Origin of the sequence: Massilia eburnea (genome assembly GCF_050709955.1) — a bacterium.
Lineage (GTDB): Bacteria > Pseudomonadota > Gammaproteobacteria > Burkholderiales > Burkholderiaceae_D > Rugamonas > Rugamonas eburnea_A.
Genome location: NZ_JBNZFX010000032.1, coordinates 51,923 through 76,446 on the forward strand (window position 1 = coordinate 51,923; position 24,524 = coordinate 76,446).

Annotated in this window: 20 protein-coding genes; 6 read left to right on the forward strand and 14 right to left on the reverse strand. The window is 64.1% G+C overall.

From position 1 onward, the window contains the following. Positions 1–48 precede the first annotated feature (48 nt). From ACQ4MM_RS18665 to ACQ4MM_RS18685, 5 genes are read right to left on the reverse strand one after another with little or no spacing between them, the layout of a single operon-like run. Positions 49–552: a DUF1003 domain-containing protein gene (locus ACQ4MM_RS18665; protein ID WP_431478746.1), complete on the reverse strand. Its 504-nt coding sequence runs from the start codon at positions 550–552 to the stop codon at positions 49–51. After that, positions 549–1,028, reverse strand: coding sequence for an AraC family transcriptional regulator (locus ACQ4MM_RS18670; RefSeq protein WP_431478747.1), 480 nt, complete (start codon positions 1,026–1,028; stop codon positions 549–551). The genes ACQ4MM_RS18665 and ACQ4MM_RS18670 overlap by 4 nt, the downstream gene beginning before the upstream one ends. 10 nt (positions 1,029–1,038) lie before the next feature. Continuing rightward, positions 1,039–4,137, reverse strand: a complete 3,099-nt coding sequence (locus ACQ4MM_RS18675) for an efflux RND transporter permease subunit (protein WP_431478748.1) — start codon at positions 4,135–4,137, stop codon at positions 1,039–1,041. Positions 4,138–4,146: 9 nt separating this feature from the next. Continuing rightward, positions 4,147–5,292 carry an efflux RND transporter periplasmic adaptor subunit gene (locus ACQ4MM_RS18680; RefSeq protein ID WP_431479051.1) on the reverse strand — a complete coding sequence of 382 codons (1,146 nt, stop codon included), beginning with the start codon at positions 5,290–5,292 and terminating at the stop codon, positions 4,147–4,149. Between the two features lie 13 nt (positions 5,293–5,305). Beyond that, a complete protein-coding gene (locus tag ACQ4MM_RS18685) occupies positions 5,306–6,709 on the reverse strand; it encodes an efflux transporter outer membrane subunit (protein WP_431478749.1) in 1,404 nt (467 codons plus the stop codon). Between the two features lie 140 nt (positions 6,710–6,849). Here ACQ4MM_RS18685 and ACQ4MM_RS18690 point away from each other — a divergent pair, with 140 nt between their 5' ends. Next, positions 6,850–8,211 carry a DUF1800 domain-containing protein gene (locus ACQ4MM_RS18690; protein ID WP_431478750.1) on the forward strand — a complete coding sequence of 454 codons (1,362 nt, stop codon included), beginning with the start codon at positions 6,850–6,852 and terminating at the stop codon, positions 8,209–8,211. An 11-nt stretch (positions 8,212–8,222) separates the two neighbouring features. Continuing rightward, the gene (locus ACQ4MM_RS18695) at positions 8,223–9,470 is read left to right on the forward strand and encodes a DUF1501 domain-containing protein (protein ID WP_431478751.1); all 1,248 of its coding nucleotides are present in this window, start codon (positions 8,223–8,225) and stop codon (positions 9,468–9,470) included. On the opposite strand, the gene ACQ4MM_RS18700 is transcribed toward ACQ4MM_RS18695, so the two are convergent. Next, entirely contained in the window at positions 9,467–9,994 is a 528-nt protein-coding gene (locus ACQ4MM_RS18700) for an ester cyclase (RefSeq protein ID WP_431479052.1), read from the reverse strand. The two genes, ACQ4MM_RS18695 and ACQ4MM_RS18700, sit on opposite strands and share 4 nt — an antisense overlap. 100 nt (positions 9,995–10,094) lie before the next feature. Between ACQ4MM_RS18700 and ACQ4MM_RS18705 the strand changes: the two genes are divergently transcribed. Next, the gene (locus ACQ4MM_RS18705; RefSeq protein ID WP_431478752.1) at positions 10,095–11,045 is read left to right on the forward strand and encodes a LysR family transcriptional regulator; all 951 of its coding nucleotides are present in this window, start codon (positions 10,095–10,097) and stop codon (positions 11,043–11,045) included. 72 nt (positions 11,046–11,117) lie between these two features. On the opposite strand, the gene ACQ4MM_RS18710 is transcribed toward ACQ4MM_RS18705, so the two are convergent. The 8 genes from ACQ4MM_RS18710 to ACQ4MM_RS18745 all read right to left on the reverse strand — a co-directional run bounded on the left by ACQ4MM_RS18710 (position 11,118) and on the right by ACQ4MM_RS18745 (position 20,584). Next, positions 11,118–11,945 (reverse strand): response regulator, encoded by an 828-nt coding sequence (locus ACQ4MM_RS18710; protein WP_431478753.1) that lies wholly within the window; start codon positions 11,943–11,945, stop codon positions 11,118–11,120. Next, a complete protein-coding gene (locus tag ACQ4MM_RS18715; protein WP_431478754.1) occupies positions 11,927–13,288 on the reverse strand; it encodes a hybrid sensor histidine kinase/response regulator in 1,362 nt (453 codons plus the stop codon). The genes ACQ4MM_RS18710 and ACQ4MM_RS18715 overlap by 19 nt, the downstream gene beginning before the upstream one ends. A 42-nt stretch (positions 13,289–13,330) precedes the next feature. Beyond that, positions 13,331–14,044 (reverse strand): 2OG-Fe dioxygenase family protein, encoded by a 714-nt coding sequence (locus tag ACQ4MM_RS18720; RefSeq protein ID WP_431478755.1) that lies wholly within the window; start codon positions 14,042–14,044, stop codon positions 13,331–13,333. Positions 14,045–14,058: 14 nt separating this feature from the next. Further along, positions 14,059–16,059: a TonB-dependent receptor gene (locus ACQ4MM_RS18725; protein ID WP_431478756.1), complete on the reverse strand. Its 2,001-nt coding sequence runs from the start codon at positions 16,057–16,059 to the stop codon at positions 14,059–14,061. After that, on the reverse strand, positions 16,040–16,528 hold the full coding sequence (locus tag ACQ4MM_RS18730; protein WP_431478757.1) for a DUF6702 family protein: 489 nt from the start codon (positions 16,526–16,528) through the stop codon (positions 16,040–16,042). The genes ACQ4MM_RS18725 and ACQ4MM_RS18730 overlap by 20 nt, the downstream gene beginning before the upstream one ends. Next, the gene (locus ACQ4MM_RS18735; protein WP_431478758.1) at positions 16,528–18,900 is read right to left on the reverse strand and encodes a M1 family aminopeptidase; all 2,373 of its coding nucleotides are present in this window, start codon (positions 18,898–18,900) and stop codon (positions 16,528–16,530) included. Before ACQ4MM_RS18735 ends, ACQ4MM_RS18730 begins: the two co-directional genes overlap by 1 nt. Before the next feature lie 136 nt (positions 18,901–19,036). Next, positions 19,037–20,035 carry an alpha/beta hydrolase gene (locus ACQ4MM_RS18740; protein ID WP_431478759.1) on the reverse strand — a complete coding sequence of 333 codons (999 nt, stop codon included), beginning with the start codon at positions 20,033–20,035 and terminating at the stop codon, positions 19,037–19,039. 93 nt (positions 20,036–20,128) lie between these two features. Then, the gene (locus tag ACQ4MM_RS18745; protein WP_431478760.1) at positions 20,129–20,584 is read right to left on the reverse strand and encodes a MarR family winged helix-turn-helix transcriptional regulator; all 456 of its coding nucleotides are present in this window, start codon (positions 20,582–20,584) and stop codon (positions 20,129–20,131) included. 123 nt (positions 20,585–20,707) lie between these two features. On the opposite strand from ACQ4MM_RS18745, the gene ACQ4MM_RS18750 reads away from it, so the two are divergent. The 3 genes from ACQ4MM_RS18750 to ACQ4MM_RS18760 all read left to right on the forward strand — a co-directional run bounded on the left by ACQ4MM_RS18750 (position 20,708) and on the right by ACQ4MM_RS18760 (position 24,520). After that, positions 20,708–21,019, forward strand: coding sequence for a hypothetical protein (locus ACQ4MM_RS18750; protein ID WP_431478761.1), 312 nt, complete (start codon positions 20,708–20,710; stop codon positions 21,017–21,019). A gap of 40 nt (positions 21,020–21,059) precedes the next feature. Beyond that, complete coding sequence (locus tag ACQ4MM_RS18755) at positions 21,060–22,127, forward strand: HD domain-containing phosphohydrolase (protein WP_431478762.1); 1,068 nt, start codon at positions 21,060–21,062, stop codon at positions 22,125–22,127. A gap of 77 nt (positions 22,128–22,204) precedes the next feature. Further along, the gene (locus ACQ4MM_RS18760) at positions 22,205–24,520 is read left to right on the forward strand and encodes a CHASE domain-containing protein (protein WP_431478763.1); all 2,316 of its coding nucleotides are present in this window, start codon (positions 22,205–22,207) and stop codon (positions 24,518–24,520) included. Positions 24,521–24,524 lie beyond the last annotated feature (4 nt).

A 24,524-nucleotide genomic window follows, 5' to 3' on the forward strand; every position in this document is an offset into this window, starting at 1 on the left:
ATTACGATTGTGCGTTGAGTATGTGTTTGGTGTGAAGCTGCAAAGGGGCTATCGGGCGTCCTGGCTGCCGGGCAGCAGATGGCCGTGGACTTCCGCCGTCAGCCTGTCGATGCGTTCCACCAGTTGCCTGGTGGTCTCGGTCAATTCCGTATTCTGGCGCAGGAGTTCCATCATCTGCGTGGTGTGGCGGGCGGCCTGTTGCGCCAGCGCTTCGCGATGACGGGCGTCGGCATCGTTATGGGCTTTGTCGCGTTCGGCCTGGCGGGTCTGTGCCAGCAGGATCAGCGGCGCCGCGTAGGCGGCCTGCAAGCTGAACGCAAGGTTCAGCAGGATGAAAGGGTAGCGGTCGAAATGCGTGAATCCCCATACGTTGGCACCGATCCACAGCGCGACGATCAGAGTCTGCGCACCCAGGAACAGCGGGGTGCCGAAGAAGCGGGCGAATGCTTCCGCCTTGACCCCGAAGCTGCCGGCGCCAAAGGTCTTGCTGAGGTGTTCGTGTTCGCGATGAAAGCGCAGGTGGTCGCTATCGTGTCCGGGCTGGGCGCTCATGGCAAGCTGTCCTGATCGATCGGGATGAAAAGCTCGCAGGCAAATTCGCCTGATTGCGGATCGGCGCGGAAGTCGGCCGCATAGCGCTCGAAGCAGGGACCAGGGCGGGATGCCATTCCCGCCGCAGGCAGTCCCTCGCTATAGAAGGCATGCCACGCTTCGCCAATCCCGGACGGGGCGCCGTAATAATCGAGCACGGCGTAGCGGCCGGCTGGAATGGTTGCCAGCGCCGCGGGCGGCGGCGCCGGATCATCGTGGCCGATTTCGACGCAGGCGTCGTAGCGGCACTTCTCAGGCGGCGTGCTGCCGGGATCGTCCATCGCCACACCGTAGGTGACGCGGCCCGTCAGGCCATGGGCCTGCAGCCAGGGAGCCACGACATCGCGCCAGAATTCTCCCAGCGCCGGGCCGAAGGGGCCGGTGTGGCGCAGGCAGGCGACGCGGGCAGGCTCAATTTCTACGGCGCGGACTTTCATGGCAGGCTCCTTATTCGGCGACGGGCGCCGGCGCGTGCTTATGCGGCTTGCGTAGCTTGTGCACGATGCGCTTGAACAGGTGCTCGGCATCGTCGACATAAGTGAACACGGCCGGAACTACCAGCAGCGACAGCAGGGTGGAGGTAATCAGGCCGCCGATCACCGCAATCGCCATCGGCGAGCGGAAGCTCGGGTCGGCGCCCCAGCCCATCGCCAGCGGCATCATGCCGGCGCCCATGGCGATGGTGGTCATCAGGATCGGGCGGCTGCGCTTGTGGCAGGCGTCGACCAGCGCATCGAAGCGGCTCATGCCTTCGGCACGGGCCAGGATCGCATAGTCGACCAGCAGGATCGAGTTCTTCGTCACGATCCCCATCAGCATGATCAGGCCGATCATGGACGGCATCGACAGCGCTTTCTGTGTCACCAGCAGGGCCACGAAGGCGCCGCCGATCGACAGCGGCAGCGCGGCCAGGATGGTCAGCGGCTGCAGGAAGTCGTGGAACAGCAGCACCAGCACGCCGTAGATGCACAGCACGCCGATCAGCATGGCGATGCCGAAGCTGGCGAACAGGTTCTGCATCTCCTGCGTGTCGCCCAGTTCCGCGCGGGTCACGGTCGGCGGCAGGTTTTTCATCGACGGCAATTGGCGCGCTTCCTCGTCCAGTTCACCCAGCGAGCGGCTGCCCAGCTCCACGTCCAGCGTCACGTTGCGGCTGCGGTTCAGGCGGTCGATCTGGGCCGGGCCGGATTCCATCGTGATGCTGGCGACATTGGCCAGCATCACCGGGCCGTTTCGGCCAGGCACCGTCAGGCGGCCAATGGCATCCAGGTCGGCGCGTACGCTGTCCGGCAGCTTGACGCGGATCGGCACCTGGCGTTCGGCCAGGTTCATCTTGGTCAGCTCGAAGTCGTAGTCGCCGGCAGTGGCCACGCGCACCGTTTCGCCAATGGCATTGGCGGTCACGCCCAGGTCGGCTGCCTTGGCAAAGTCCGGGCGCACGATGATTTCGGGACGCACCAGGGAAGCGCTGGAGCTTACGTTGCCGATGCCTTGCAGGGTGCGCAGGTCGCGTTCGACCTTGCGCGCCGATTCGATCAGCGCTACCGGGTCTTCCGAGCGCAGCACCAGCTGCATCTTCACGCCGGTATCGGGTGGTCCGACAGTGAAGCGGGCGCCGGGCAGGGAGGCCAGCTTTTCGCGGATCATGTCGTCGATCTCGGGCATCGATTCCTTGCGGTCGTTGCGGTGCTTGGTGGTGATGGTCAGCACGGCCCGGCGCGCCTCGGCTGCGGCGCCCGGTGCGAAGGCGTCGCCCGAGGAGCCGCCGCCGATGGAACTGAACACATTGGTCACCGGCTTCACTTCCATGATGGCCAGGCGCGCGCGTTCCGCAATGGCGCGGGTCTCGGCCAGCGTGGAGCCGGGCGGCAACTCCAGGTTGACCATGGTCTGGCCGCGGTCGGCCGGCGGCACGAAGCCGGTCGGCAGCAGGCCCACCAGCATGATCGAGCCGATGAAGAAGGCGCCCGCCGCCAACGCAGTCTTGCCGCGATTTCGCAGGCACCAGCGCATGGTCTTCATGTAGCGCTGCATGATCCAGCCGTCTTCGTGCTGCGGCTTATCGGTCGCTTTCAGCAGGTGGGCCGCCATCATCGGCGTCAGCAGGCGCGCCACGACCAGGGAAGCCAATACCGCCAGCACGGCGGCCCAGCCGAACTGCTTGAAGAACTTGCCGGGGATGCCGCCCATGAAGGCGGTCGGCAGGAACACGGCGACCAGGGCAAAGGTGGTGGCGATCACCGCCATGCCGATCTCGTCGGCCGCTTCCATGGCGGCCTGCATCGGCGTTTTGCCCATGTGCAGGTGGCGTTCGATGTTCTCGATCTCGACGATGGCGTCGTCCACCAGCACGCCGACCACCAGGGCCAGCGACAGCAGGGTCACGGTGTTCAGCGTGAAGCCCATCCAGTACATGCCGAGGAAGGCCGGCAGCACCGACAGCGGCAGCGCCGACGCGGCCACCAGCGTGGCGCGCCAGTCGCGCAGGAACCACCACACCACCAGCACCGCCAGGATGGCGCCTTCGTACAGCAGCTCCATCGAGCCGGCGAAGTTTTCGTCCACCGGTTCGGCGTTGTCGATCGATTGCGTGATGTCGATGGTCGGATGGGCCTTGCGCAGCTCTTCCACCGCGGCACGGGCGTCGGCCGCAACCTGGGTTTCGCTGGCGCCCTTGGTGCGGAAGATCTCGAAGGCCACGACTTTCTTGCCGTCCTGGCTTGCTTCGGAGCGCGGCTCGGCAATGGTGTCGGTCACGTTGGCCACCTGCTCAAGGCGAATGTGGCGGCCATCGCCCAGTGGGATATCCATCTGCGACAGTTCCTGCGCGCTTTTCACGGTAGCGATGGTGCGCACCGATTGCTCGGCGCCGCTGATGTCGCCCCGGCCGCCCGGCGCTTCCTTCTGCACCTGCCGCAGCATGCGCGACACGTCCAGCGCGGATACGCGCAGCGCGGCCATGCGTTCGTCATCGAGCTCGACGCGGATTTCGCGGCTCACGCCGCCGACCCGCTTGACCGCCCCGACGCCTGGCACCGACAGCAGCTTCTTGGAAACGGCATTGTCCACGTACCAGCTCAGGTCCGCGTCGTCGATCCTGGTGCCTTCTTTCGGCGCGACGTTGAAGGCCAGGATCACGCGGCCGGCCGTGGAAACCTTGCTGACCACGGGATCGCGCATCTCGCCGGGCATGTCGGCGCGCACCTGGGTCACGGCGTCGCGCACCTCATTGACGGCGTCGGACAGGTTCTTCTCGAGGATGAACTCGACGGTGATGGTGGCGGTGCCGTCCAGCACCTTGGCGTAGATATTCTTCACACCTTGCAAGGTGGCGACCGAATCCTCGATCTTGCGTGCCACCTCGGTTTCCAGCTGGGCCGGCGCGGCGCCAGGCAGGGAGGCGGAAACGGTGACGATCGGCAGTTCGATGTCGGGGAAGTCTTGCACCGGGTTGGCGCGGTAGGCCATCCAGCCTGCCAGGGACAGCAGGATGAACAGCATGATCGCCGGGACCGGGTGCTTGATGGAGAGGGCTGAGAAATTCATGGCGCCTCCTTAGCGTGCCGGCTTGACCGGTGTGGCGGCTTGCGCCGGCGCGCCAACGTTGCGCACCAGGTCGCCGTCGTTCAGGAAGCCCGCGCCGGCAGCCACGACCTGTGCATCGGGCGCCAGGCCGGACAGTACTTCGATGCGGTCGGCGATACGGCGGCCCGGCTGCACCTTGACCTGGCTCACGTGCTGGTCCTGGTTCAGGCGGAACACGTAGCTGAATCCATCGCGCACCGTGATCGCCTGCTGCGGCACGGTCAGCGCATCGGAGGCGCCCAGCTCGAACTGGCCGGTGGCGAACATACCCGCCTTGAACGGCGCCTGCTTGCCGTTATTCGGCGGCAGGTCGACATAGACCAGGGCCGAGCGGGTCTGCGGGTCGATGGTCGGCGCCACCATGCGCACCTTGCCGGTCAATTCGCTGCCATTGGCGGCCTTGATGACGGCATTGCCGCCGGCTTTGACGTTGCGCAGGTCGGCTGCCGTGACTTCGGCGCGCCATTCCAGGCGGCCCTGGCGGATCATGCGGAACAATTCGGTGCCGGGGCCGGCGACGGCGCCGACGGTGGCGCTGCGGGCCGAGATCACGCCGGCGTCGGGCGCGACAACCTTGGTGTAGCGCAGGCGCAGTTCGGCCGACGCCAGCATGGCCTTGGCGGACGCGGCGCGCGCCTTGGCAGTGGCTTCGGCCGTGGTGTACTGGCTGATCTGCTGGGCACTCAAGGCGCCGGTGTCTTCAATCGACCGTGCGCGGTCGGCATTGGCCTTGGCTTCGGCGGCGGCGGCTTCCGCTTCCATTAACGCTGCCCTGGCCTGCGCTACTTCCGCCAGCGGGGTTTCCGGCGCAAACACGGCCAAAACCTGGCCCTTGCTGACCACGTCGCCGACGTTCACTTTGACGTCGGACAGGCGCAGGCCGTTCGATTCGCTGCTGATGACCGCTTCCTGCCAGGCGGCGACGTTGCCATTGGCGGTCAAACGGATCGGCAGGCTGGTTTTTTGCGGACGCACCGTGGTGACGGTCAGCGAAGGCTTGGCGGCGGCCGGTTTCTTTTCGTCGGCCATGGCGGACGGCGCCTGCGCCAGGGCGGCAAGGGCAGTGGCAACGGCGATGGCGGCGACGGCGGAGGGTGTGCGGTGCAGTGGTTTCATCATTTATCCAGTCTCATTGCGCTGCGGGCGCGGTCCAGCCGCCGCCTGCTGCACGGTACAGGGCGATCCAGGCGGCGCTGCGTTCGCGCTGCAGGTTCACTACTGTGTTTTCTGCGGCCAGCCGGGTGCGGCGGGCGTCTTCCAGTTCGATCAGGCTGGCCAGCCCGTTCTTGTAGCGTTCTTCGGTTGCGGTGAAGAAGGTGCGGTAGCCTTCCAGCGCGGTTTGCGCGTCTTCGGCACGCTCCTGCGTGCTTTGCAGCGCCACCAGCGCCTGCTCCACCTCCGACACCGCCTGGCGCACGCTGGCCTTGTAGCTCGACACGGCGGCCTCGTAACGGGCGCGCGAAGCCTCCACGTTGGCGCGGCGCACGCCCCAGTCGATGAGCGGCAAGGTCATTTGTAGCGGTCCGATGGTCCAGACGTTGGCGGTGATGTCCTGGCCGTCGGCATGCAGGCGGCCCCGCCCGATGGAACCGGAAAGGCCCAGGCGCGGCCAGCGCTCGGCGCGCGCGCTGGCCACGTCGTAGCTGGCGGCCGCCACTTCGCGCTCGGCGTTGAAGACATCCGGGCGCTGGGCCAGCACCTGGGCCGGCAGCGAGTCGACGGCAACGCCCGCCTCCGGCGACAGCACGGCATTGGCTGCGCTGTCGGCCAGGCGCGCGCGCAGCTGCGGTTCCGGGATGGCGGTCAGCGCCACCAGTACTTTCAATTCGCTGTCGCAGGCGGCGCGCTGGGCTACCGCGCGGCTATTGCCATCGGCGGCGCTGGCACGCGCCAGCGCATTGGCCGCTGTCGACTGGAAGCCGGCTTTGGTGGTGATGTCGGTCAGGCGCGCGGTATGGGTACGCGAGGCGGAGTCCATGCGCGCCACCGTCAACAGCTTTTCGCAGGCGCGCAGGCTGTAATACTGGTTGGCCGTTTCGGCAGCCACGCTGACGCGGGCTTCGTGCCAGCCCGCCTGTGCGCCTTGGTGGCGCGCAATGGCGGCATTGCGGCGCGCGCGGCCGCCGCCGAACAGGTCGATTTCCCACTGGGCCTGGGCCAGCAGCTGGGTCGTGGTATTGCTTGGCGCGCTGGCGGACTGCTGGCTCATGCGGGTGGAAGTCAGCACGCCGCTCAGCGAGGGCGCCAGTGCGGCGCCGGCGGCGGTGCGCTCGGCGCTGGCTGCGGCAAAGCGCGCCTGGGCGCTGGCAATGGTGGGACTGGCCGCCTGGGCGGCTTCAATCAATTGCACCAGCAGCGGGTCGGACTGGTGCTGCCACCAATTGGCCAGTTCACCGGTGCTGCCGTTATGCGGCAGGGCAGCCTGCCATTGTTGCGGCGCGTCTGCCGCGACCTTGTTCGCCGGTCCGGTAATGCCGCAGGCGCCAAGCGCCAGCATGGCCACCACCGATAGCGGGACCTGATATCTCTTCATGCCGTCCTTTCATTTTGCGCAACGTGAATTAGAGCATACAAATCAAACAATTAACATCCTGATACAAAGGAGTCTTTGCCCTCAATTCGGCGCCTAGCGTATAAAGAAAGTCCTGCAAATCATTGTATTGGGACGACATCATGCGAGGTTGGATACTCGGCGCCGTGCTCGCGGCGCTACCCCAGGCCGCCTTGTGGGCGGCGCCGCTGGCTGGCGAGCAGGCGGCGATCCATGTGCTGAACCGGCTGGCATACGGGCCGCGTCCCGGCGATATCGAGCGGGTGCGCCAGGCCGGGCTGCAAGCCTACGTCGACCAGCAACTGAACCCGCCGGCCCTGCCACTAGCGTTAGCCCAGCGGCTGGACCAGCTGGAAACGCTGAAAATGAGCGCCGGCGAGGCACTGGAACGATTCCAGGAGGCACGAAGCGGCGACCAGGGCGAGCGCCGCGCGGTAGTGCAGCAGATGGCGTCCGAGGCGGCCGAAGCGCGCTTGCTGCGCGCCATCGAGAGCCCGCGCCAGCTGGAAGAGGTCATGGTCGACTTCTGGTACAACCATTTCAATGTATTTTCAGGAAAGGGCCAGGACCGCGCCCTGGTCGCCAGCTATGAGCGCGATGCGATCCGGCCCTACGTGTTCGGTTCTTTCCGCCAGATGCTGGGCGCCACGGCGCATCACCCGGCCATGCTGTTCTACCTCGATAACTGGGTTTCGAAGGCCGGCGGCCTGAATGAAAACTATGCACGCGAGCTGATGGAGCTGCATACCCTGGGCGTGGACGGCGGCTATGCGCAGAAGGACGTGACCGAACTGGCGCGCATGCTGACCGGCTGGACCTACCGCCTCAAGCGCGACGCCCGGTTTGCGTTCGACCCGCGCCGTCACGATAACGGCGCCAAGACCTGGCTGGGCAAACCGGTCACCGCGCGCGGCGAGGCGGAAGGCGAGTATGCGCTCGACGTGCTGGCGGCCCATCCGGCCACCGCACGCAACATCAGCCGCAAGCTGGCGCAGTATTTCGTGGCGGACCAGCCGCCGCCGGCCCTGGTAGAGCGCATGGCGCAGGCCTGGATCGCCAGCCAGGGCGATATCCGCACCGTGCTGCGCACCCTGTTCGCCAGCCCGGAATTCATGGACCAGCAGTACGCCGGCGCCAAGTTCAAGACGCCGTACCAGTACGTGGTGTCGGCCTCGCGTGCGGCAGCCATGCCGATGCCTGAAGTGAAGCCGCTGGTCGGCATCCTGAACCGCCTTGGCATGCCGCTGTACGGCTGCCAGACGCCGGACGGCTACAAAAATACGGAAGGCGCCTGGCTCAACCCGGATGGCCTGGGCCGCCGCATCAGCTATGCGCTGGCGCTTGCTTCCGGTGCCGACGCCGATACGGTGCAGCTGGCGCTGGGCACGTCGGTGTCGAAGCAGACCGCCGCCATCGTTGCCGACAGCAATGAGCGCCTGCGCGCTGCCATGCTGCTCGGCAGTCCTGATTTCATGCAACGCTAACGGAGCGCGCCATGCAACGACGCCAATTCCTGAATGCTTTTGCCGCCAGCGCCGGCCTGATGCTGCCGCTTGGGCCCCATGCCTGGGCGGCTACCATGGCCCCCGGTGGCACGTCGCCGACTGCGAAGAAGCTGATCGTGGTCATGCTGCGCGGCGCGGTCGACGGCTTGAACGTGGTGGCTCCGGTAGCCGATCCCGAATACGCGCGCCTGCGCCCGAATATCGCCCTGGCCATGCCGGGCGCCGCTGACGGCGCGCTCAAGCTGGATGGCTACTTCGGCCTGCATCCGGCACTGGCGCCGCTGATGCCGCTGTGGGAGCAGCACAAGCTGGCTTTCGTGCACGCCAGTGGCTCGCCCGATGCCAGCCGTTCGCATTTCGATGCGCAAGACTATATGGAGTCGGCCACGCCGGGCGTGAAGAGCACGCAGGATGGCTGGATGAACCGCCTGCTTGGCGGCCTGCCAGGCGACACCACGCCGACGCGGGCGCTCAGCATCGGCCCCGTGATGCCGCGCGTGCTGACCGGAGCACAGCCGGCCACCAACCTGGCCAACGGCGCGGCCGGCACCCGTTCCACGCCGCTCGACCGGCCGCAGATTGCGAAAGCCTTCGACGCGCTGTATGCCGGCAATGAACGTTACGGCAAGGTGTACCAGGCCGGGCGCAAGGCGCACGAGGAAGTGATGGCCGCCGCCAACAGCGGCATGATGTCCGAGATGCAGGCGGCCGATAACGGCGCGCCGCTGCCGAACGGCTTCCCCGATGATGCCGGGCGCCTGGCCACGCTGATGCGCAACAACCCGAACATCCAGCTTGCCTTCATCGCGCTGGGCGGCTGGGACACCCACGCCAACCAGGGCGCCGGCAGCGGCCAGCTGGCCAACCGCCTGGCGCCGCTGGGGCAGGGGCTGGCGACGCTGGCGCAGCGCCTCGGCCCATTGTTCGACGACACGGTGATTGTGGTGATGTCCGAATTCGGCCGCACCGCGCGCGAAAACGGCAACCGTGGCACCGACCATGGCCACGGCAACGCCATGTGGCTGCTGGGAGGGAAGTTGCAGGGCGGCAAAGTGGCGGGCGAATGGAAAGGCCTGGCCGACACCCAATTGAACGAAGGGCGCGACTTGCCGGTGACCACCGATTTCCGCCATGTGCTGGCCCATGTGGCCGAGCGCCACCTGCGCTTGCCCGATGCGGCGCTGGCGCGGGCCTTCCCCGGCCTGCCAGGCGGCACGCGCTTGCAGTTGCTGGCTTAGTCCCTGATCACGCCGAGCTGGCGCAGGAAGGTGAGGTTGTCTTCAATGTGCCAGTTGTCGGTGATGCGGCCATCGGCAACCCGGTAGATATCGGTGGCAATGAAGTCGATCGCCTGTCCCTTGCCCTGTACTCCCTTGAAGCTGCCGGTGAAATGTCCCTGGAAGCGCAGGTGCACGATGGCGCGGTCGCCGCTGACAATCAATTGTTCAATCGCGGCGCGCATATCGGGTACCGCGGCGCGCACGAAAGCCGAAGCGGCCAGCGGTCCCGGCAAGCCCTGGGCGCGCCCGGGCGGCAGGGTGCGGTCGGTGAAGTCGGGTGCCAGTGCCGCGCGCGCCAGCGCCTGGTCGCCGCTGTTCCAGAACGATGCGTAGCGGCGGGCGGCAAGCACGCTGGCTTCGGCCTGGGCCGACGGGAGCGCGGGATCGACCAATAGCGTGCGCGGATGGACCAGTTGGGCGTCCGGCGCTGCATGGACGCTGGCCATCGAGCAGGCGGCCAGCAGGACAGTCAGGTGTTTCATCATTTCTCCTTCAGAAAGGATGTCATGCTATTCGCCCGCGAATCGCTAAAATAGGCGGCAACGACGAATACATATTTTCCAATTTGGGGAGAATTGGCTCATGCTTGATGATTTGCCGGCGCTCAGGGCATTTGCGCGAATTGTTGCCGCAGGCAGCATGTCGGCCGCTGCGCGTGAACTCGAGCTGCCGTTATCGGTGGTCAGCAAGCGCCTGGCGCAATTGGAGAAAAGCGTCGGCCTGCGCCTGTTGCAGCGCACGACCCGGCGCCAGACCCTGACCGCCGACGGTGCAATGTTCCATGCCCGCGTCCTGCGCATCCTGGAGGAAGTCGAGCAGGCGGAATCCCTGCTTGCGCACAGCCGGCGCGAGGTGGAAGGCCTGCTGCGCCTCAGCGCTCCAGCCGAGCTGGGACGCCAGTACATCGTGCCCATCGTCGCCGACTTCCAGTGCCGGCATCCTGGTCTGCAGGTGCAAATCGAGTTGACCGATTCCGTGGTGGACCTGCTGGAGACGGGGCAGGATATGGCGATCCGCTTCGGCAGTGTGACAGACCCCAACCAGGTAGTGCGTCGGCTGGCGCCCAATTTCCGCGTGCTGTGTGGCGCGCCGTCTTATTTGCAGCAGCACGGAACACCTGCCCATCCTGCTGAGCTAACCGGGCATCGCTGCATCGTGATTGGTGACGCCAGGCGCGCCGAATGGCGATTCGAGGGCGAGGAAGCCGCCAGCGTGCGCGTGGCGGCAACCTTCTTCACCAATGACGGCCAGGCCGCGCACGCGCTGGCGCTGCAAGGTGCGGGCTTGGTAGTAAAATCAATCTGGGACGTAGGCGATGACCTGCTGGCCGGCCGATTGCAGCGCCTGTTGCCGCACTACAGCATGCCGGCCGCACCGCTGCAGGCGATCCTGCCACACGGCCGGAACTTGCCGCTGCGGGTGCGCCTCTTCCTGGATTATCTGCAGGGACGCCTGACTGCAGCATGGCGTTGGGACGAGGTTGGGGACAAGAATAATGTTGAAGTTTCTCTGGAAGTTGACCAGCGCCGATGAACGCTCGGAAAACGCGCTTGGCGTGATTGCCGCGGTGTTCAGCCTTGTCGCACTGGGTTGGCTGGTGCTGGCCTAGCGCGCTTGGCCCAGCAAGCTGTCGATGGCCGCGACCAGTTGTTGCGGGTCGAGCGGATGGGACAGCACGCCGCATTTGCGTCCGGCGCCCAGCGCACCGAGGTTGTCCTCGTCATCGGGGCGGATGACCAGCACCGGCAGCCCCGGCGCCATTTCCAGCGCGTCCCCCAGGAAAGACAGGCGGCTGGCTTCCATCAATCCCAGCTCGCACAGCACCAGGTCGTAGGCATGGCCGTCCATCAGGGCGCCGGCATCCATCGGATTGGATGCCGTGCTGACGGTGTAGCCGCTGTGCGCCAGGATGGCGGCGACCAGGCCTGCATTCTCGGGGGCGGCATCGAGCAGCAGCACGCGGGCACGCGCGGCGGTGGCTACGGGCGGCGTGGCGGCAGCTGACTGCGAGCTCGACGCTGCGGGCGTGGGCGCGGGCGTGAGTGGTGGGCTGCCGGAACGCAGGTGCGCAGGCAGGAACGATTCCAGTGCCGGGATCAGCACATCCGGCTCCAGCGATTTGGGCAGGCAGCCGGAAAAGCCGGCACGGCGCAAGGCTGCGCAGCCGTCGGTGACGGGCAGGGCGCTGGCGGCCAGGATCGGGATCGCCCGCGTGGCCGGGTCGGCGCGCAAGCGCGCCACTACGCCCAAGCCGTCCAGCTTGGGCAGGTGCAGGTCGCTCAGGATCAGGTCGGGCTGTTCGCTGATGGCCATCGCCACGCCCATCTCACCGTCGCTGGCACACAGGGGGCGGTGGCCGAAGGCCTGCAGCAGATACGTCATCAGGTCCATATTGGCCTGGTTGTCTTCGATGATCAGGATGCGTGCCGACATTTGAGCGCGAGCGTGAAGGTGCTGCCTTTGCCGAAGTCGCTGCTGAAGAACAGCGAGCCGCCAAGCAGGTTGGCCAGGTTCTGGCTCAAGTAAAGCCCAAGCCCGGCGCCTTCCGCATGCCGGGTCGACGTACTATCCAGCTGCGAGAAGGCCTGGAACAGCTTGGCCTGGTCTTCTTCCTTGATACCGCTGCCGCTGTCGGTCACGCTGAATTCCGTGATCAAGGCCTGCTCGTCGTCGGTACGCTGGCTCAGTGCCAGCTTGACCATGCCTTTTTCGGTGAACTTGATGGCGTTGTTGGCCAGGTTGATGATGATCTGGGCCAGGGCGCGGCGGTCGGTCTGCAGGATGATCGGCTGCTGCGGCATTTCGATGAAAACTTCCAGTCCCTTCTGTGCGGCCAGGGGACGCAGGGTGTCGCCCACTTCGCCCATCAACTGCTGGCAGTGCACCGACTCCAATGTCAGGGTGACCTTGCCGGCTTCGATCTTGGCGACGTCGAGGATGTCGTTGATCAAGGACAGCAGGTGGCGCGCGCTGGAGCGGATGGTGTTGAGCTGGCGGTCCTGTTCGTCGGTCAGCGGGCCGGGTAGTTTCATCAGCAGCGCGCCGGTAAAGCCGATGATGGCGTTCAGCGGCGTGCGCAGCTCGTGCGACATATTGGCGATGAAAGCGGATTTCATGCGGCTCGCCTCGGCCAGTTCCAGGTTCTTCAGCGCGATTTCGCGGTTGATGGTTTCCAGCTCGCCGGCGTGGTGGGCCAGCCGCATATTGAGCTCGATCACCTGGCGTTCGCGTGCCTGCAACTCGCTGTTGACCTGCACCGCCTGTTCGTAAGTCGAGATCAGCAGGTCGAGGATCTGCTGGCGTTCGGCGTTGATGAAATGCTTCTGGTCGCCCAGGTAGAGGGCGATCCCGACCTCCATGCTGGAGTTCTTGCGCAGCTTCTGGTTGACCAGCATCTGGCCGATGCGGTTCAGCAGGTAGTCTTCGGCGTAGGGCTTGCGGATGAAGTTGTCGGCGCCGCATTCGATGCCGCGGATGATGTCCTTCGGATCGGTCAGCGAGGTGACCAGGATCACCGGGATGTCGCGCAGGGCAGGGTCGGCCTTGATGGCGCGGCACAGCTCATAGCCGTTCATCTCCGGCATGACGATGTCGGACAGGACCAGGTGCGGCTTGTAATCGTGGATCTCGCCCAGGGCCAGTTTACCGTTGGCAGCCACCCGGGCCTTGTAGCCCGAGGACTTGATCAGCCGTCGCAGGCGCTCAGCCTGGGTCGGGCTGTCCTCCACGATGAGTATTTCCAGCTCATCGGGCGCGATATCGTAGCTGGAGTCCAAGTCACCTCCGAAATGGTTGGGTGATCAGACTATACCGTTTTTTTAGCCGCCTTGGAAACCGCTGTCACGATAGGTAAGGACCAGCGTGTCGCGGTGGCCATGATCGGCCACCGGCTGGATCGGGGTCGATTCATGAATGACAGCCGCGTCGTCCAGCAACAGCATGGTCCAGGGCTCGGTCATGGTGAAGCGCTTGCCGTTCGGGCCATCGGCCTCGAACACGCGGGTCTCGCCGCCCTTGATGCCATGGCGGCCGACCAGCAGCACGGCCACGAAGTCGACGCCGTCACGGTGTGCGCCTTCCGGGGTCGGGCGGCCGATGCCGTCGGTGGTATCGATGCGGAACTGGTGGGCTTCAACATACCAGGGGTGCTGGCCGCGTACCTGGGCGCAGGCCTGGCCGATGGCCGCTACCAGCTTGCTCCAGGCCGGGCTGGCGACGGTCTGCGCCGCGATTGGTTCGAACAGGCGGCGCATGCCACCGTGCAGGGCGTTGTATTCGACCGGCTGCCAATGGGCGCGATGCGCAGTCTGTTCCAGGGCCAGGCCGTCCTGCACGAAGCAGGAGTGGCGGCGGCGGCGATAGCGGCCGCCATCTTTCAGGTAGTTGTCCGGGGCCAGGTCGTTCCAGCTCGGGACCAGGGAGTTCAGTTCGTCCAGGGTGCAACCGGCCAGGCTGGCCACGTCGGCCGGCTTGAGCAGCGCGTAGCCTGCGCTACGCAGGGTGTGGATCAATTGGGGCAAGGGCGTCATCATGCCCCTTATTGTACTTAGAATATGTAATTCAGGCTGAGGCGGAAAGATCTGGCCTCGATCGGGTGGAAATGGATGCCCGGCCTGGCCTCTGCTTCGCCCTTCAGGCGCGACTCGTAGAAGTAGTCGATGGCCGATACCTGGCGGTTGGCCAGGTTGAAGCCTTCCAGCTCCAGCGTGGTGTTCGCCGCCAGCTTGTAGGCTAGGCGGCCGTTGACGGTGGCGCTGGCCTTGGAGCGCACGGAATTGTCTTCCACCAGCGGGCGCGGTCCGAACCAGCGCAGGCGCAGGGCGCCGGACCAGGGGGCGGCCGGCGTGAATGTGGCGGCAAGTTGCGCCACGCCTTCGACTGCGCCGGGAATGCGGTCGCCTTCCGGCGCCGCGTGGCGCAAGCGGCCGCGCGCGAAAGCCAGGTCGGCGTCCAACGACAGCCATTTGAACGGCTTGTAGTAGTTGGAAAACTCGACCCCATAGCGGCGGCTCGGGCGCCCGGCTTCGGTGCTGCCGGCGTCGCCGAGGTAGACCAGCTCCGAATCGAAATCCAGGCGGTACAAGGCCAGCACGGTCTGCAGGCCTTTGACCGTTTCGCTGCGCAGGCCGAATTCGAGGCCGCGCGAACGGGCCAATGGCGTGGCGGGATCCTGCGCCTGCGTCACGCCGCGCGCATCATTGCTGTGGAAGCCGCGGCCGGCGTTCAGGTAGAACTCGGTACTGGACCAGGGGCCGAAGGCCAGGCTGATACTCGGACTGGCCAGCGTTTCGCCGGCGCGCGCGTCACCCACGGCGAAGCGGTAGCGGTCCAGCCGCACGCCGGCTTCGCCGCGCAGCCATGGCGTGACGCGCAGGCGCTGCTGCAGGTAGGCGGCGGCGCTGGTTTCGACGATATGGTCGGCGCGCACGGTCGCCAGTACTTGCCGCGCTTCGGTGTGCTGCAGGGCGTTGAAGATATTGTCGTTCTGCGCCTGCACGCCCAGCGTGGTGCTCCACGCCATGTCGTCCATATGGTCGTGCCAGCTATGGCTGACGTCGAAACCGCTGGTGACGCGGCGGTCCGGCTGGGCGAACTGGTCGCCATGCACCGGATCGTCCAGGAAGTAGGTGAAGTTGGAGAACAGCTCGAGCCGGTTGTTGATGATGTAGGCGCTGGCGCGGGTACTCTGCTTTTCATCGCTGTGGGCCCAGGCGGCCGACAGGCTGAAACGGCGCGCCTGGCCGCCGTCGGTCAGGTCGATGCCGTCGAAACGGCCCAGCAGGCCACTGTCCACGGCGCGCTGCGGGATCTGGTCGGTCGCATTCCATGCGCCGCGATAGGCCATGGCGGTAATGGTGTAGCCGTTGTTGGCGAACCCGTCGCTGTAGCGCAGCACCGCGTTCAGCTTGCGGTAGTTGTCGCCGCGCGTGAACGGGCCGTCGTTATGCACGGCCTCCAAGGCGTACAGCCATGACCCGTTGTCGCCGGACTCGCGCGAGCCGGCCAGCAGCGCGCGGCCGTAGCCGTTCTGGCCCGCGGTGGCACTGGCCTGGTCCTGCGGCAAACGGCTGGAGTAGTTGATGGCCGTAGCGCCGGCGGAAGAGAAGTCGCCGGTACTGGCGTTATACGGCCCCTTGTTGTAGTCAAGTCGCGCCACCAGTTCGGGCACGATGAAATTCAGGTCGGTCCAGCCCTGGCCGTGCGCGTGGCTGCGCTGGTTGACCGGCATGCCATCGACCGTGGTGCGCAGGTCGGTGCCGTGATCGAGGTTGAAGCCGCGCAGGTAGAACTGGTTGGCCTTGCCTTCGCCGCTATGCTGGCTGGCCACCAGCCCAGGCGTCGCTTCCAGTATTTCGCCGGGACGGTAAATGGTGCGCGCCTCGAGCTGGCGCTGCGACACGCTGCCCATGCCGGCCGAATCGGCCACGCCGACCTGGCTGGCGCGCGCGCCTTCGATCAGCACGCGCTGCATGAAAAGGTCGTCGGCACAGGCGGCTGCCGGCGCCAGCAGCCAGGCCAATGCGAGCCTACGGGAGCGGTTGCTCACGGCGATCGCGATTGAATACGATGGAGATTGTCTGGCGGCCAGGGCCGCTGACGTTGACGTTGTTGACTTGCTGCGGCAGGAAATCGGTCAGCACGCCATCGAGCAAAACGGCGCCCGGCGGCAGTTCGGTCTTCTCGATTTCCTGGTAAACGTTGATGCTGTCGACATTGGCCTGCAAGCCAACCCATTTCAGCGCCACAGGCTTGCCGTTGACGCTGACGCGGAACTGCTTTTCGAGGTAGCGACGGAACACGGCCTGATCCTCCTCCAACCCAAGGTCGAACTGGCGCTGGTACAGGTTCATCAGCAGCGCCTCCACATCATGCGCCGTGTAAGTATGCACCACCTCCGTGCTGCCCGTGCGGGGATTGAAGCTGATCTCCGTCAAGCCAACGTGAAAATTATGGGCCTGCGCGGCGGCGCTGCACCAGAGCAGCACCGCCGCGAGAGCGGCTCTAAGACGCATCATTACTTCTTGGCGCCTTCCTTGTCGCCATCCGCGTCCTGCTTCTTCAGCGGTGTGTTGAAGTCCTTCATCATGTTCTCCGGCTGGCGCGACTTGAACAGTTCCAGGCGCGAAGGAGTCACCTTGCGCGGCCAGGCGTTGTTGGACTGGTCGATGTCGGCGGTTTCCCAGTACGGGTCATGCACCAGCGATACCAGCGGCTCGTCGGTCACGATGACTTTGGTGATCTTCTTCGGCGAGTAGCGCCAAACTTCGGCAGGAACGCGCTCGATGTACTTCTTGCCCGATTTCAGTTCGACCTGCAGGACCAGCGGGGTGACCAGGCCGCCCAGGTTCGAGAAGTCCACCAGGTACAGGTGCTTGCCTTGTGCCAGCAGGTCCTTCTCCCACTGTTCCAGGTCACCGGTCGATTCAGCGAACTTGTTGCGGTCGGCATTGGTGACGGTAAACTCGTCGTGCTCGTTGTAGAAATCCTTCAGGGCAGGCTGCTCGTCCACCTTGCGGGCCATGCCTTTGTTGCGCTGGTCGATGATGGAGATCGGCTCCGCATCGCGCTGCGCCTTCTTCCAGGCCTTTTCCGTTTCAGGATTTTTGGTGCTCACGCCGTACTCGCTGATGCCGTCGATCGACACATCCACCGGATCGGTGGTGTAGAACCAGCCGCGCCAGAACCAGTCAAGGTCGGTGCCCGAGGCGTCTTCCATGGTGCGGAAGAAGTCAGCCGGAGTAGGGCGCTTGAACTTCCAGCGGCGTCCGTACTCGCGGAAGGCGTAGTCGAACAGCTCGCGGCCCAGCACCGTCTCGCGCAGGACGTTCAGCGCGGCGGCAGGCTTGGCGTAGGCGTTGTTCCCGAACTGCAGCAGCGATTCCGAGTTGGTCATGATCGGCACCTGGTTCTTGGAACGCATGTAGTCGACGATGAAGCGCGGATCGCCGCGTCCGGCCGGATAGTTGTCCTCCCACGCTTCCTGGGCCAGCGACTGCACGAAGGTGTTCAGGCCTTCATCCATCCAGGTCCACTGGCGCTCGTCGCTGTTGACGATCATCGGGAAGTAGTTGTGGCCAACCTCGTGGATCACCACGCCGATCAGGCCATACTTGGCGCGCTTGGTGTAGGTGATTTCGCCGGTCTTCTTGTCCTTCACCGGGCGCGGGCCGTTAAAGGAGATCATCGGGTACTCCATGCCGCCCACCGGGCCGTTGACGGAAATCGCAGTCGGGTATGGGTAGTCGAAGCTGTATTTGTTGTACTGCTCGATGGTGTGGATGATGGCGGCGGTCGAATACTTCTCCCACAACGGATTGCCTTCCTTCGGATAGTAGGACATGGCCATCAGGTTGCTGCCATCCTTCTTGTAGCCCTGCGCATCCCAGATGAACTTGCGCGACGAGGCCCAGGCGAAATCCCGCACGTTCTTGGCCTTGAAGTGCCAGGTCTTGCTGCCCTTGGCCTGGTTCTTCTCGGCCTGCTCGGCTTCAGCCTGGGTCACGATGATGACGGGCGTCTTGCTGGTGCGGGCCTTGGCCAAGCGCTCGCGCTGGGTTGCGGTCAGCACCTCGTTCGGGTTTTGCAGCTCGCCGGTGGAGGCCACGATATGGTCGGACGGCACGGTGACCTGCACGTCATAGTCGCCGAATTCCAGCGTGAATTCGCCGGCGCCCAGGAACTGCTTGTGCTGCCAGCCGTATACGTCGTAGTAGGCCGCCATGCGCGGGAACCACTGGGCGATTTCGAACAGCGCGTTCTTGTCTTCGGTGAAGTACTCGTAGCCGGAACGCCCGCCCAGTACTTTCTGCTCATTGATCTTGTAAGTCCAGTCGATGGAGAAGCTGAACTTCTCGCCCGGCTTCAGCGGCTGCTGCAGCTCGATGCGCATCATGGTGCGGTTGATGGTGGTCTTCAGCGGCGCGCCGCCGGAACCCTTGACGGAACCGATCTTGAAACCACCGTCGAAATCGCGGCCGGCCAGGATATTGCGCAGGCCTTCGTACTTCATGCCTTCTTCGTCGCTCTTGGCATGGCCCCAGGCTTCGCGCGACGGCGCGGTCATGCTCATGCGGGCGTCGGAATCCGATTTGTAGATGTTCTGGTCAAGCTGCAGCCACAGGTAATGCAGGGTATCCGGCGAGTTGTTGTGGTAGGTGACCTGGCCGCTGCCCGAGATGGCGCGGTTGGCTTCATCGAGCGTAGCGCGGATCGTGTAGTCCGCGCGCTGCTGCCAATAGGCGTGGCCGGGCGCGCCGGAAGCGGTGCGGTACTGGTTGGCGGAAGGCAGCAGCTCTTCGAGCTGGCGGAACTTGTCATCGAATGGCTCGGCAGCGAAGGCCGTCGCCGTCAGGCAAAGGGCGGCAAGGCCGAATTGAAAGCGTTTCATCGAATCCCCAGGCTTGTTGTAATAAATGCTGGGCTATTCTAAGAGAGCTTTTCCATACGACACTTCGTTTATTTGTAAAAAACCTGAAACAAGCGTTGTGAAAGCCGGAGCCGACCCCGGCTTTCATCTTCATCTTTCACTTGAGTCGGTATTTCAGTTCTTCACCGGCCTGGCGCATGGCAGTCCTGGTGCCGGGTACGTTGCTCAGCACGTTCAGCAAGCCGAAGTCGTGGATCATGCCGTTGTAGCGGATGGTGGTGGTTTCGACACCGGCGGCATCCAGTTTTTTGCCATAGGCCTCACCTTCGTCACGCAGCACGTCGAATTCGGCGGTCTGGATCAGGGTTGGCGGCAGGCCTTTCAGCTGTTCGGTCGACGCTTGCAAAGGCGAGGCGTAGATTTCCTTGCGTTTGGCCAGGTCGCTCGTGTAGTTGTCCCAGAACCATTTCATCGCATTGCGGGTCAGGAAGTGACCATCGGCGAACTGCTGGTACGAAGCATTATCGAAGTTGGCATCGGTGACCGGCCACAACAGGACCTGGGCACGCAGCTTCGGCTGGCCCTGGTCTTTCGCCATCAGTGCGACGACCGCTGCCATATTGCCGCCAACGCTATTGCCGGCCACCGCGAGGCGGGAGCCGTCGACGTTGATTTCCTTACCATTCTTCGCGACCCATTTGGTTGCGCCATAGGCTTGCTTGATTGCTACGCCATAACCGGCTTCCGGCGACGGGGTGTAATCGACGAAGACTGCCGCGGCGCCGGAGTTCACCACCAGGTCGCGCACCAGGCGTTCATGGGTAGGGAAATCGCCCAGCACCCAGCCGCCGCCGTGGAAGAACATGAAGACCGGTAGCGTGCCCTTGGCGCCGGCCGGGCGCACCACATGCAACTTGATTTTTTCGCCATCGACCTCGATCACTTTGTCGCTCACGTCGGCGGCCGGCAGCTTGGCGCCTTTCTGTGCGCCGACCAATACCTGGCGGGCATCGGCAGGGCTCAAGGACTCGAGTGGAGCGCCGCCTTCGATAGCTTTCAGGAATTGTGCAGTGTGTGGTTCGACTCCAGGCAGGCTGGCAGCGAAGGCGGAACCGGCGAGGAAGGTAAGGGCGGAAGCGGCAATAACGGTTTTCATGGCAAATTTCCTTTGTTGGCTATTAAATAGTGCACTACTTATTTGTTTTTAAAAAATGTCCACCTTGGGGTCAGGAACCGGGGTGGACATTTTTTACGCGTTGTTCATCAGGCTGCTGCGCAACACGGACAACTCGCGTTGCAGGCGGATCACTTGCTCCAGGTCGCAGCCGCTGGCGCCAAGGACGCAGGCCGGCAGCTTGGCACCTTCATTCCGCAATTCGCTGCCATGCGGCGTGAGGGCAATGATCACCTGGCGCTCGTCTTTCGGACAGCGGGTGCGGGTGATCAGTTCGGCCAGCTCCATCCGCTTCAGCAGCGGCGTCAGCGTGGCCGAGTCGAGGAACAGGCGGTCGCCCAGGGCCGACACGGTTTGCTCGTCCTGTTCCCACAACACCATCATCACCAGGTATTGCGAGTAGGTCAGGCCCAGCTTGCGCAGCAGCTTGCGGTACAGCTTGTTCATCGCCAACGAGGTCGAGTACAAGGCGAAGCACAGTTGCTGGTCGAGCTTGGGAACCTGTTCCAGGTCAAATGATTTCGTATCCATGCAGCGCAGTATAGATAGTGCACGATCTAATTGCAAGCTAATTTTTTTGTTGACCTTGCCTGATGAGGAATCTTTGACTATCGTTAAAGTGCCGGTAACCTGCGCTGCGCAAAGGGGATGACAATGAATCAAATGAATCACTATCATTCAAGCGCCTACCCAGTGCCCGACCAGCGGGGCGCGGAACCCGTGCTTTTCCTGGTTGAGCTAGACCCGCAGCGCGTCGTGGATGGTGTGCGTTACGACGAAAACTACCTGGCGGACGATGTGCTGGCCTGCGGCACCATGCGTGAAACCTGCCCGATTTGCGAGGAAGGCCACCTGCAGCTGGTGCTGCGCCAGAAGAACGTGCGGGTGGCGCACCTGTTCTGTATCGAATGCACCCGTTGTTTTGGCGCTTTCCTGCCCGACGGTTCGCCGGCACTCGCTGATTGAACATTCCCTGTACGAAGTTCCCGTGCGGTATCATGCCGCAATGAAGAGTCCAAAGACCAAGCCGCTGCTGCTGATCGTTGACGGATCGGCCGACCACCTGCAACAGCTCAGCCACCTGTTGGAAGACAAGTACGCCGTGCGCGCAGTCGACGATTGCGATAGCGCGCTTGCCGCGGCGCAGCAGCTGCCGCGTCCGGACCTGATCCTGGTGGACGTGGTGCGCGACGGTTTCGCGGTTTGCCAGCGCCTGCGCGGCAACCCGGACACCGCCAGCATTCCGCTGATCGCCATGATCGAACGCGGCCAGCCGGAACTCGAGCAAAGCGCCCTGGCCGAAGGCGCCTCCGACGTGATGGCGCGCCCGCTGGTGCCGGAACTTCTGCGCGCCCGTATCAATACCCATCTGCAGTTGCGCGAGGCACGCGCCCGGATTCAACGCCAGCGTACCCAGCTCAGTGAACTGGGCCAGATCGCCGACGCCGCGGCATGGGCCATCGCCAGCCTGGCCGAATGGCGCGATGAAGAAAATCCATCGCACTTGCGCCGCATCCAGCACATCGTGCTGGCGCTGGCCCGCCAGCTGCAGGGCAATCCACGCTTTGCCGATGAATTGATCGAGCCGCATATCCCGCTGCTATTCAAAGCCGCCCCGCTGCACGATATCGGCAAGGTGCGCATCCCTGATGCGATCCTGCTCAAGCCGGGCCGCCTGACGCCGGAAGAATTCGAGATCATGAAGCAGCACACGGTGTACGGGCGCGATGCCATTGCCGGTGTGGAGCGTGAGCTGGGATTCTCCAACGCCTTCCTGCGCTTCGCGCGCGAGATCACCTTCAGTCACCAGGAACGCTACGACGGCTCGGGCTATCCGCAAGGCCTGGCGGCGGATGCCATTCCGGTATCGGCGCGGCTGGTTGCGGTGGCCGATGTCTACGATGCGCTGGTGTCCGAGCGCGTGTACCGTCCAGCCTTCACGCATGAGACCGCGATCGAGCTGATCCGCCAAGGCAGCGGCGAACAATTCGACCCGGATGTGGTCGACGCATTGCTGGCCGCCGAGGAACGGGTGATGGAGATTTCAGTGCAATACCAGGATGCGACTGACTAACAACGGCCAGCCGTTTCCCCAGCGTATTATGGGTTTCCCTATGCTATAGTCGTCTCCACAGTCCCGTCGGAGCAAGCATGCGCATACACGGATACCTGGCCTTTATTGTCGGTATTTGCGTTACCGTGTGGGTCTGCATGTTCGTGGTGAATGTGCAGGACCGCCAGACCAATGAAGCCTTCCAGCGCGATACGCAAAAGATTGCGCGCGATACCCAGCTTCGCCTGCAAACCTACTTTGACATGCTGCTTAGCATTAAGGGCGTCTTCGCGGTGAAGGACGATGTCTCGCGCGTGGAGTTCAGCCGTTACGTGCGCGAGCTGGACCTCAGGCGCCGCTATCCCGGCTTCCAGGCCATCCAGTTCGTGCGGCGCGTGCCATCCAGTCAACTGGATGCTTATGCGTCACGTATCCGCGCCGATGACAGCCTGCAAAGCGGCGGCTACCCCGACTACAAGGTGCACCCGGCATCGGTGCGGCCGGAACACTTCCTGATTGAATATAACGAGCCGATGCGGGGCAACGAGAATGCCTTCGGCCTCGACCTCGCCGCATTGGGGCCGCATTTCAAGGCGCTGCAACTGGGAAAAGCCACCGGCCGCATAGTAGCGACCGAACGTATTACGCTGGTGCAGGATGCCAGCGGACAGCCGGGCTTCGTGGCACGGGCTCCCATCTACCGGCGTGGCGCATCGCTGCTGACGGAACAGGAACGCGATGCGGCGCTGGTGGGATTCGTGGCCATCGTGTTCCGCGTCAACGACCTGATGTCGGAAACAATCGATAGCCCGATGCTGCAGCATCTCTACGTCAGTATCAACGACGCGGGATACCTCAATGATGGCGGAAAAATGCCGCCATCGGTCGATAACCTGATGTTCAACAGCTTCGGCAAGCTTGGATCCGGAGAGCGCATGCCGGCGCTGCCTGGTTTGGTCAGCAAGATCCCGCTTGATGTCGGCGAACGGCGCTGGGTCATGAATTTCGAAGGCCATGCTAGCGACCGCTATAGCCGCGACATCAGGCTGATTTCGGTGATCGGCCTGGCCGGTTTTATTATCAGCGCGCTGATTGGTGCGCAGATCATGACCCTGCAGCGGCGCCGCGCCCTGGCCCAAAAGCTGCGCATAACGGCCGACGAATTGCGCGCATTGCAGGACAGTGCCATTGTCGGCATTGGCCTGTTCGCCAACGGCGTCATCGTGCGCTGCAACCGCGGGCTGGAGGAGATGATGGGCTACCAGCCGGGCCAGTTGGCGGGGCGTGCCTGCAATATGCTGACGGGCGGACTGAGCGATCCTTTTGCCTGTGTGGCCGATGGCACCTCGATGCATTTCGAGCTGGAGCTAGCCAGCGCCAATGGCCGGCGCTTGTGGTGCATGGTGAATGGGCGCATGCTGGACCAGAACGAGCCGCGCAAGGGCTGCGTGTGGGTGATTATCGATATCACGGAGCGCAAACATACCGAGGCTGCGCTGGTCGACACCAAGCATGGCCTGGAGCGCAGCCTGAGTGAGCTGGCCCTGCAAAAGGCCAACGTGGAAATGGCGCACAAGGATTTGTCGGCCGTGCTGTTGACGTTGAAGCAGGCGCAGGCCAACCTGATCACGTCCGAGAAGATGGCATCGCTTGGCGCGTTGGTGGCCGGCATTGCGCATGAACTGAATACCCCGATCGGCAACAGCCTGCTGACCGCCACGGCCCTGAGCGATATGTGCAAGGAGTTCGAACGGCAGCTTGCCGAAGGCGGCATCAAGCGTTCTGGGCTCGACACGCACCTGAAGGACGCTCGCATGGCGTGCTCGATTATCACCAATTCGCTGACGCGCGCGGCGGACCTGATCCACTCCTTCAAGCAGGTGGCCGTCGACCAGACGTCCGACAAGCGGCGATCCTTCAACCTGCATGGGGTGGTGCACGACACGCTCGCCACCTATTCAGCGCAGCTACGCCGCGCTAACTGCGAAGTGAAGGTGTGGATGCCGGAGACGCTGAACTTCATCTCCTATCCCGGCAGCGTGGGGCAGGTGTTGAGCAACCTGATTCAGAACGCCATCATGCATGCCTTTGAGGGGCGCGAGTCCGGACACATCACCATCAGTGGCGTTGAAATGGACGAGGAAAATGTCGAACTTCGCTTCGCCGACGATGGCAACGGCATGAGCGCGCGCACGCTGCGGCAGGTGTACGATCCCTTCTTCACCACCAAGATGGGGCAGGGCGGTTCGGGGCTAGGGATGAATATCGTCTATAACCTCGTTACCGGTGTTTTGCGCGGCACCATCCATGTTGAATCCGAGGTTGGCAAGGGCACTACCGTGATCATCACCTTGCCACGCAAAGCTCCCGCCAAGGACGAGCTTGCGGAAAACGACCTGCTGCACGCGCAGTAGCTCC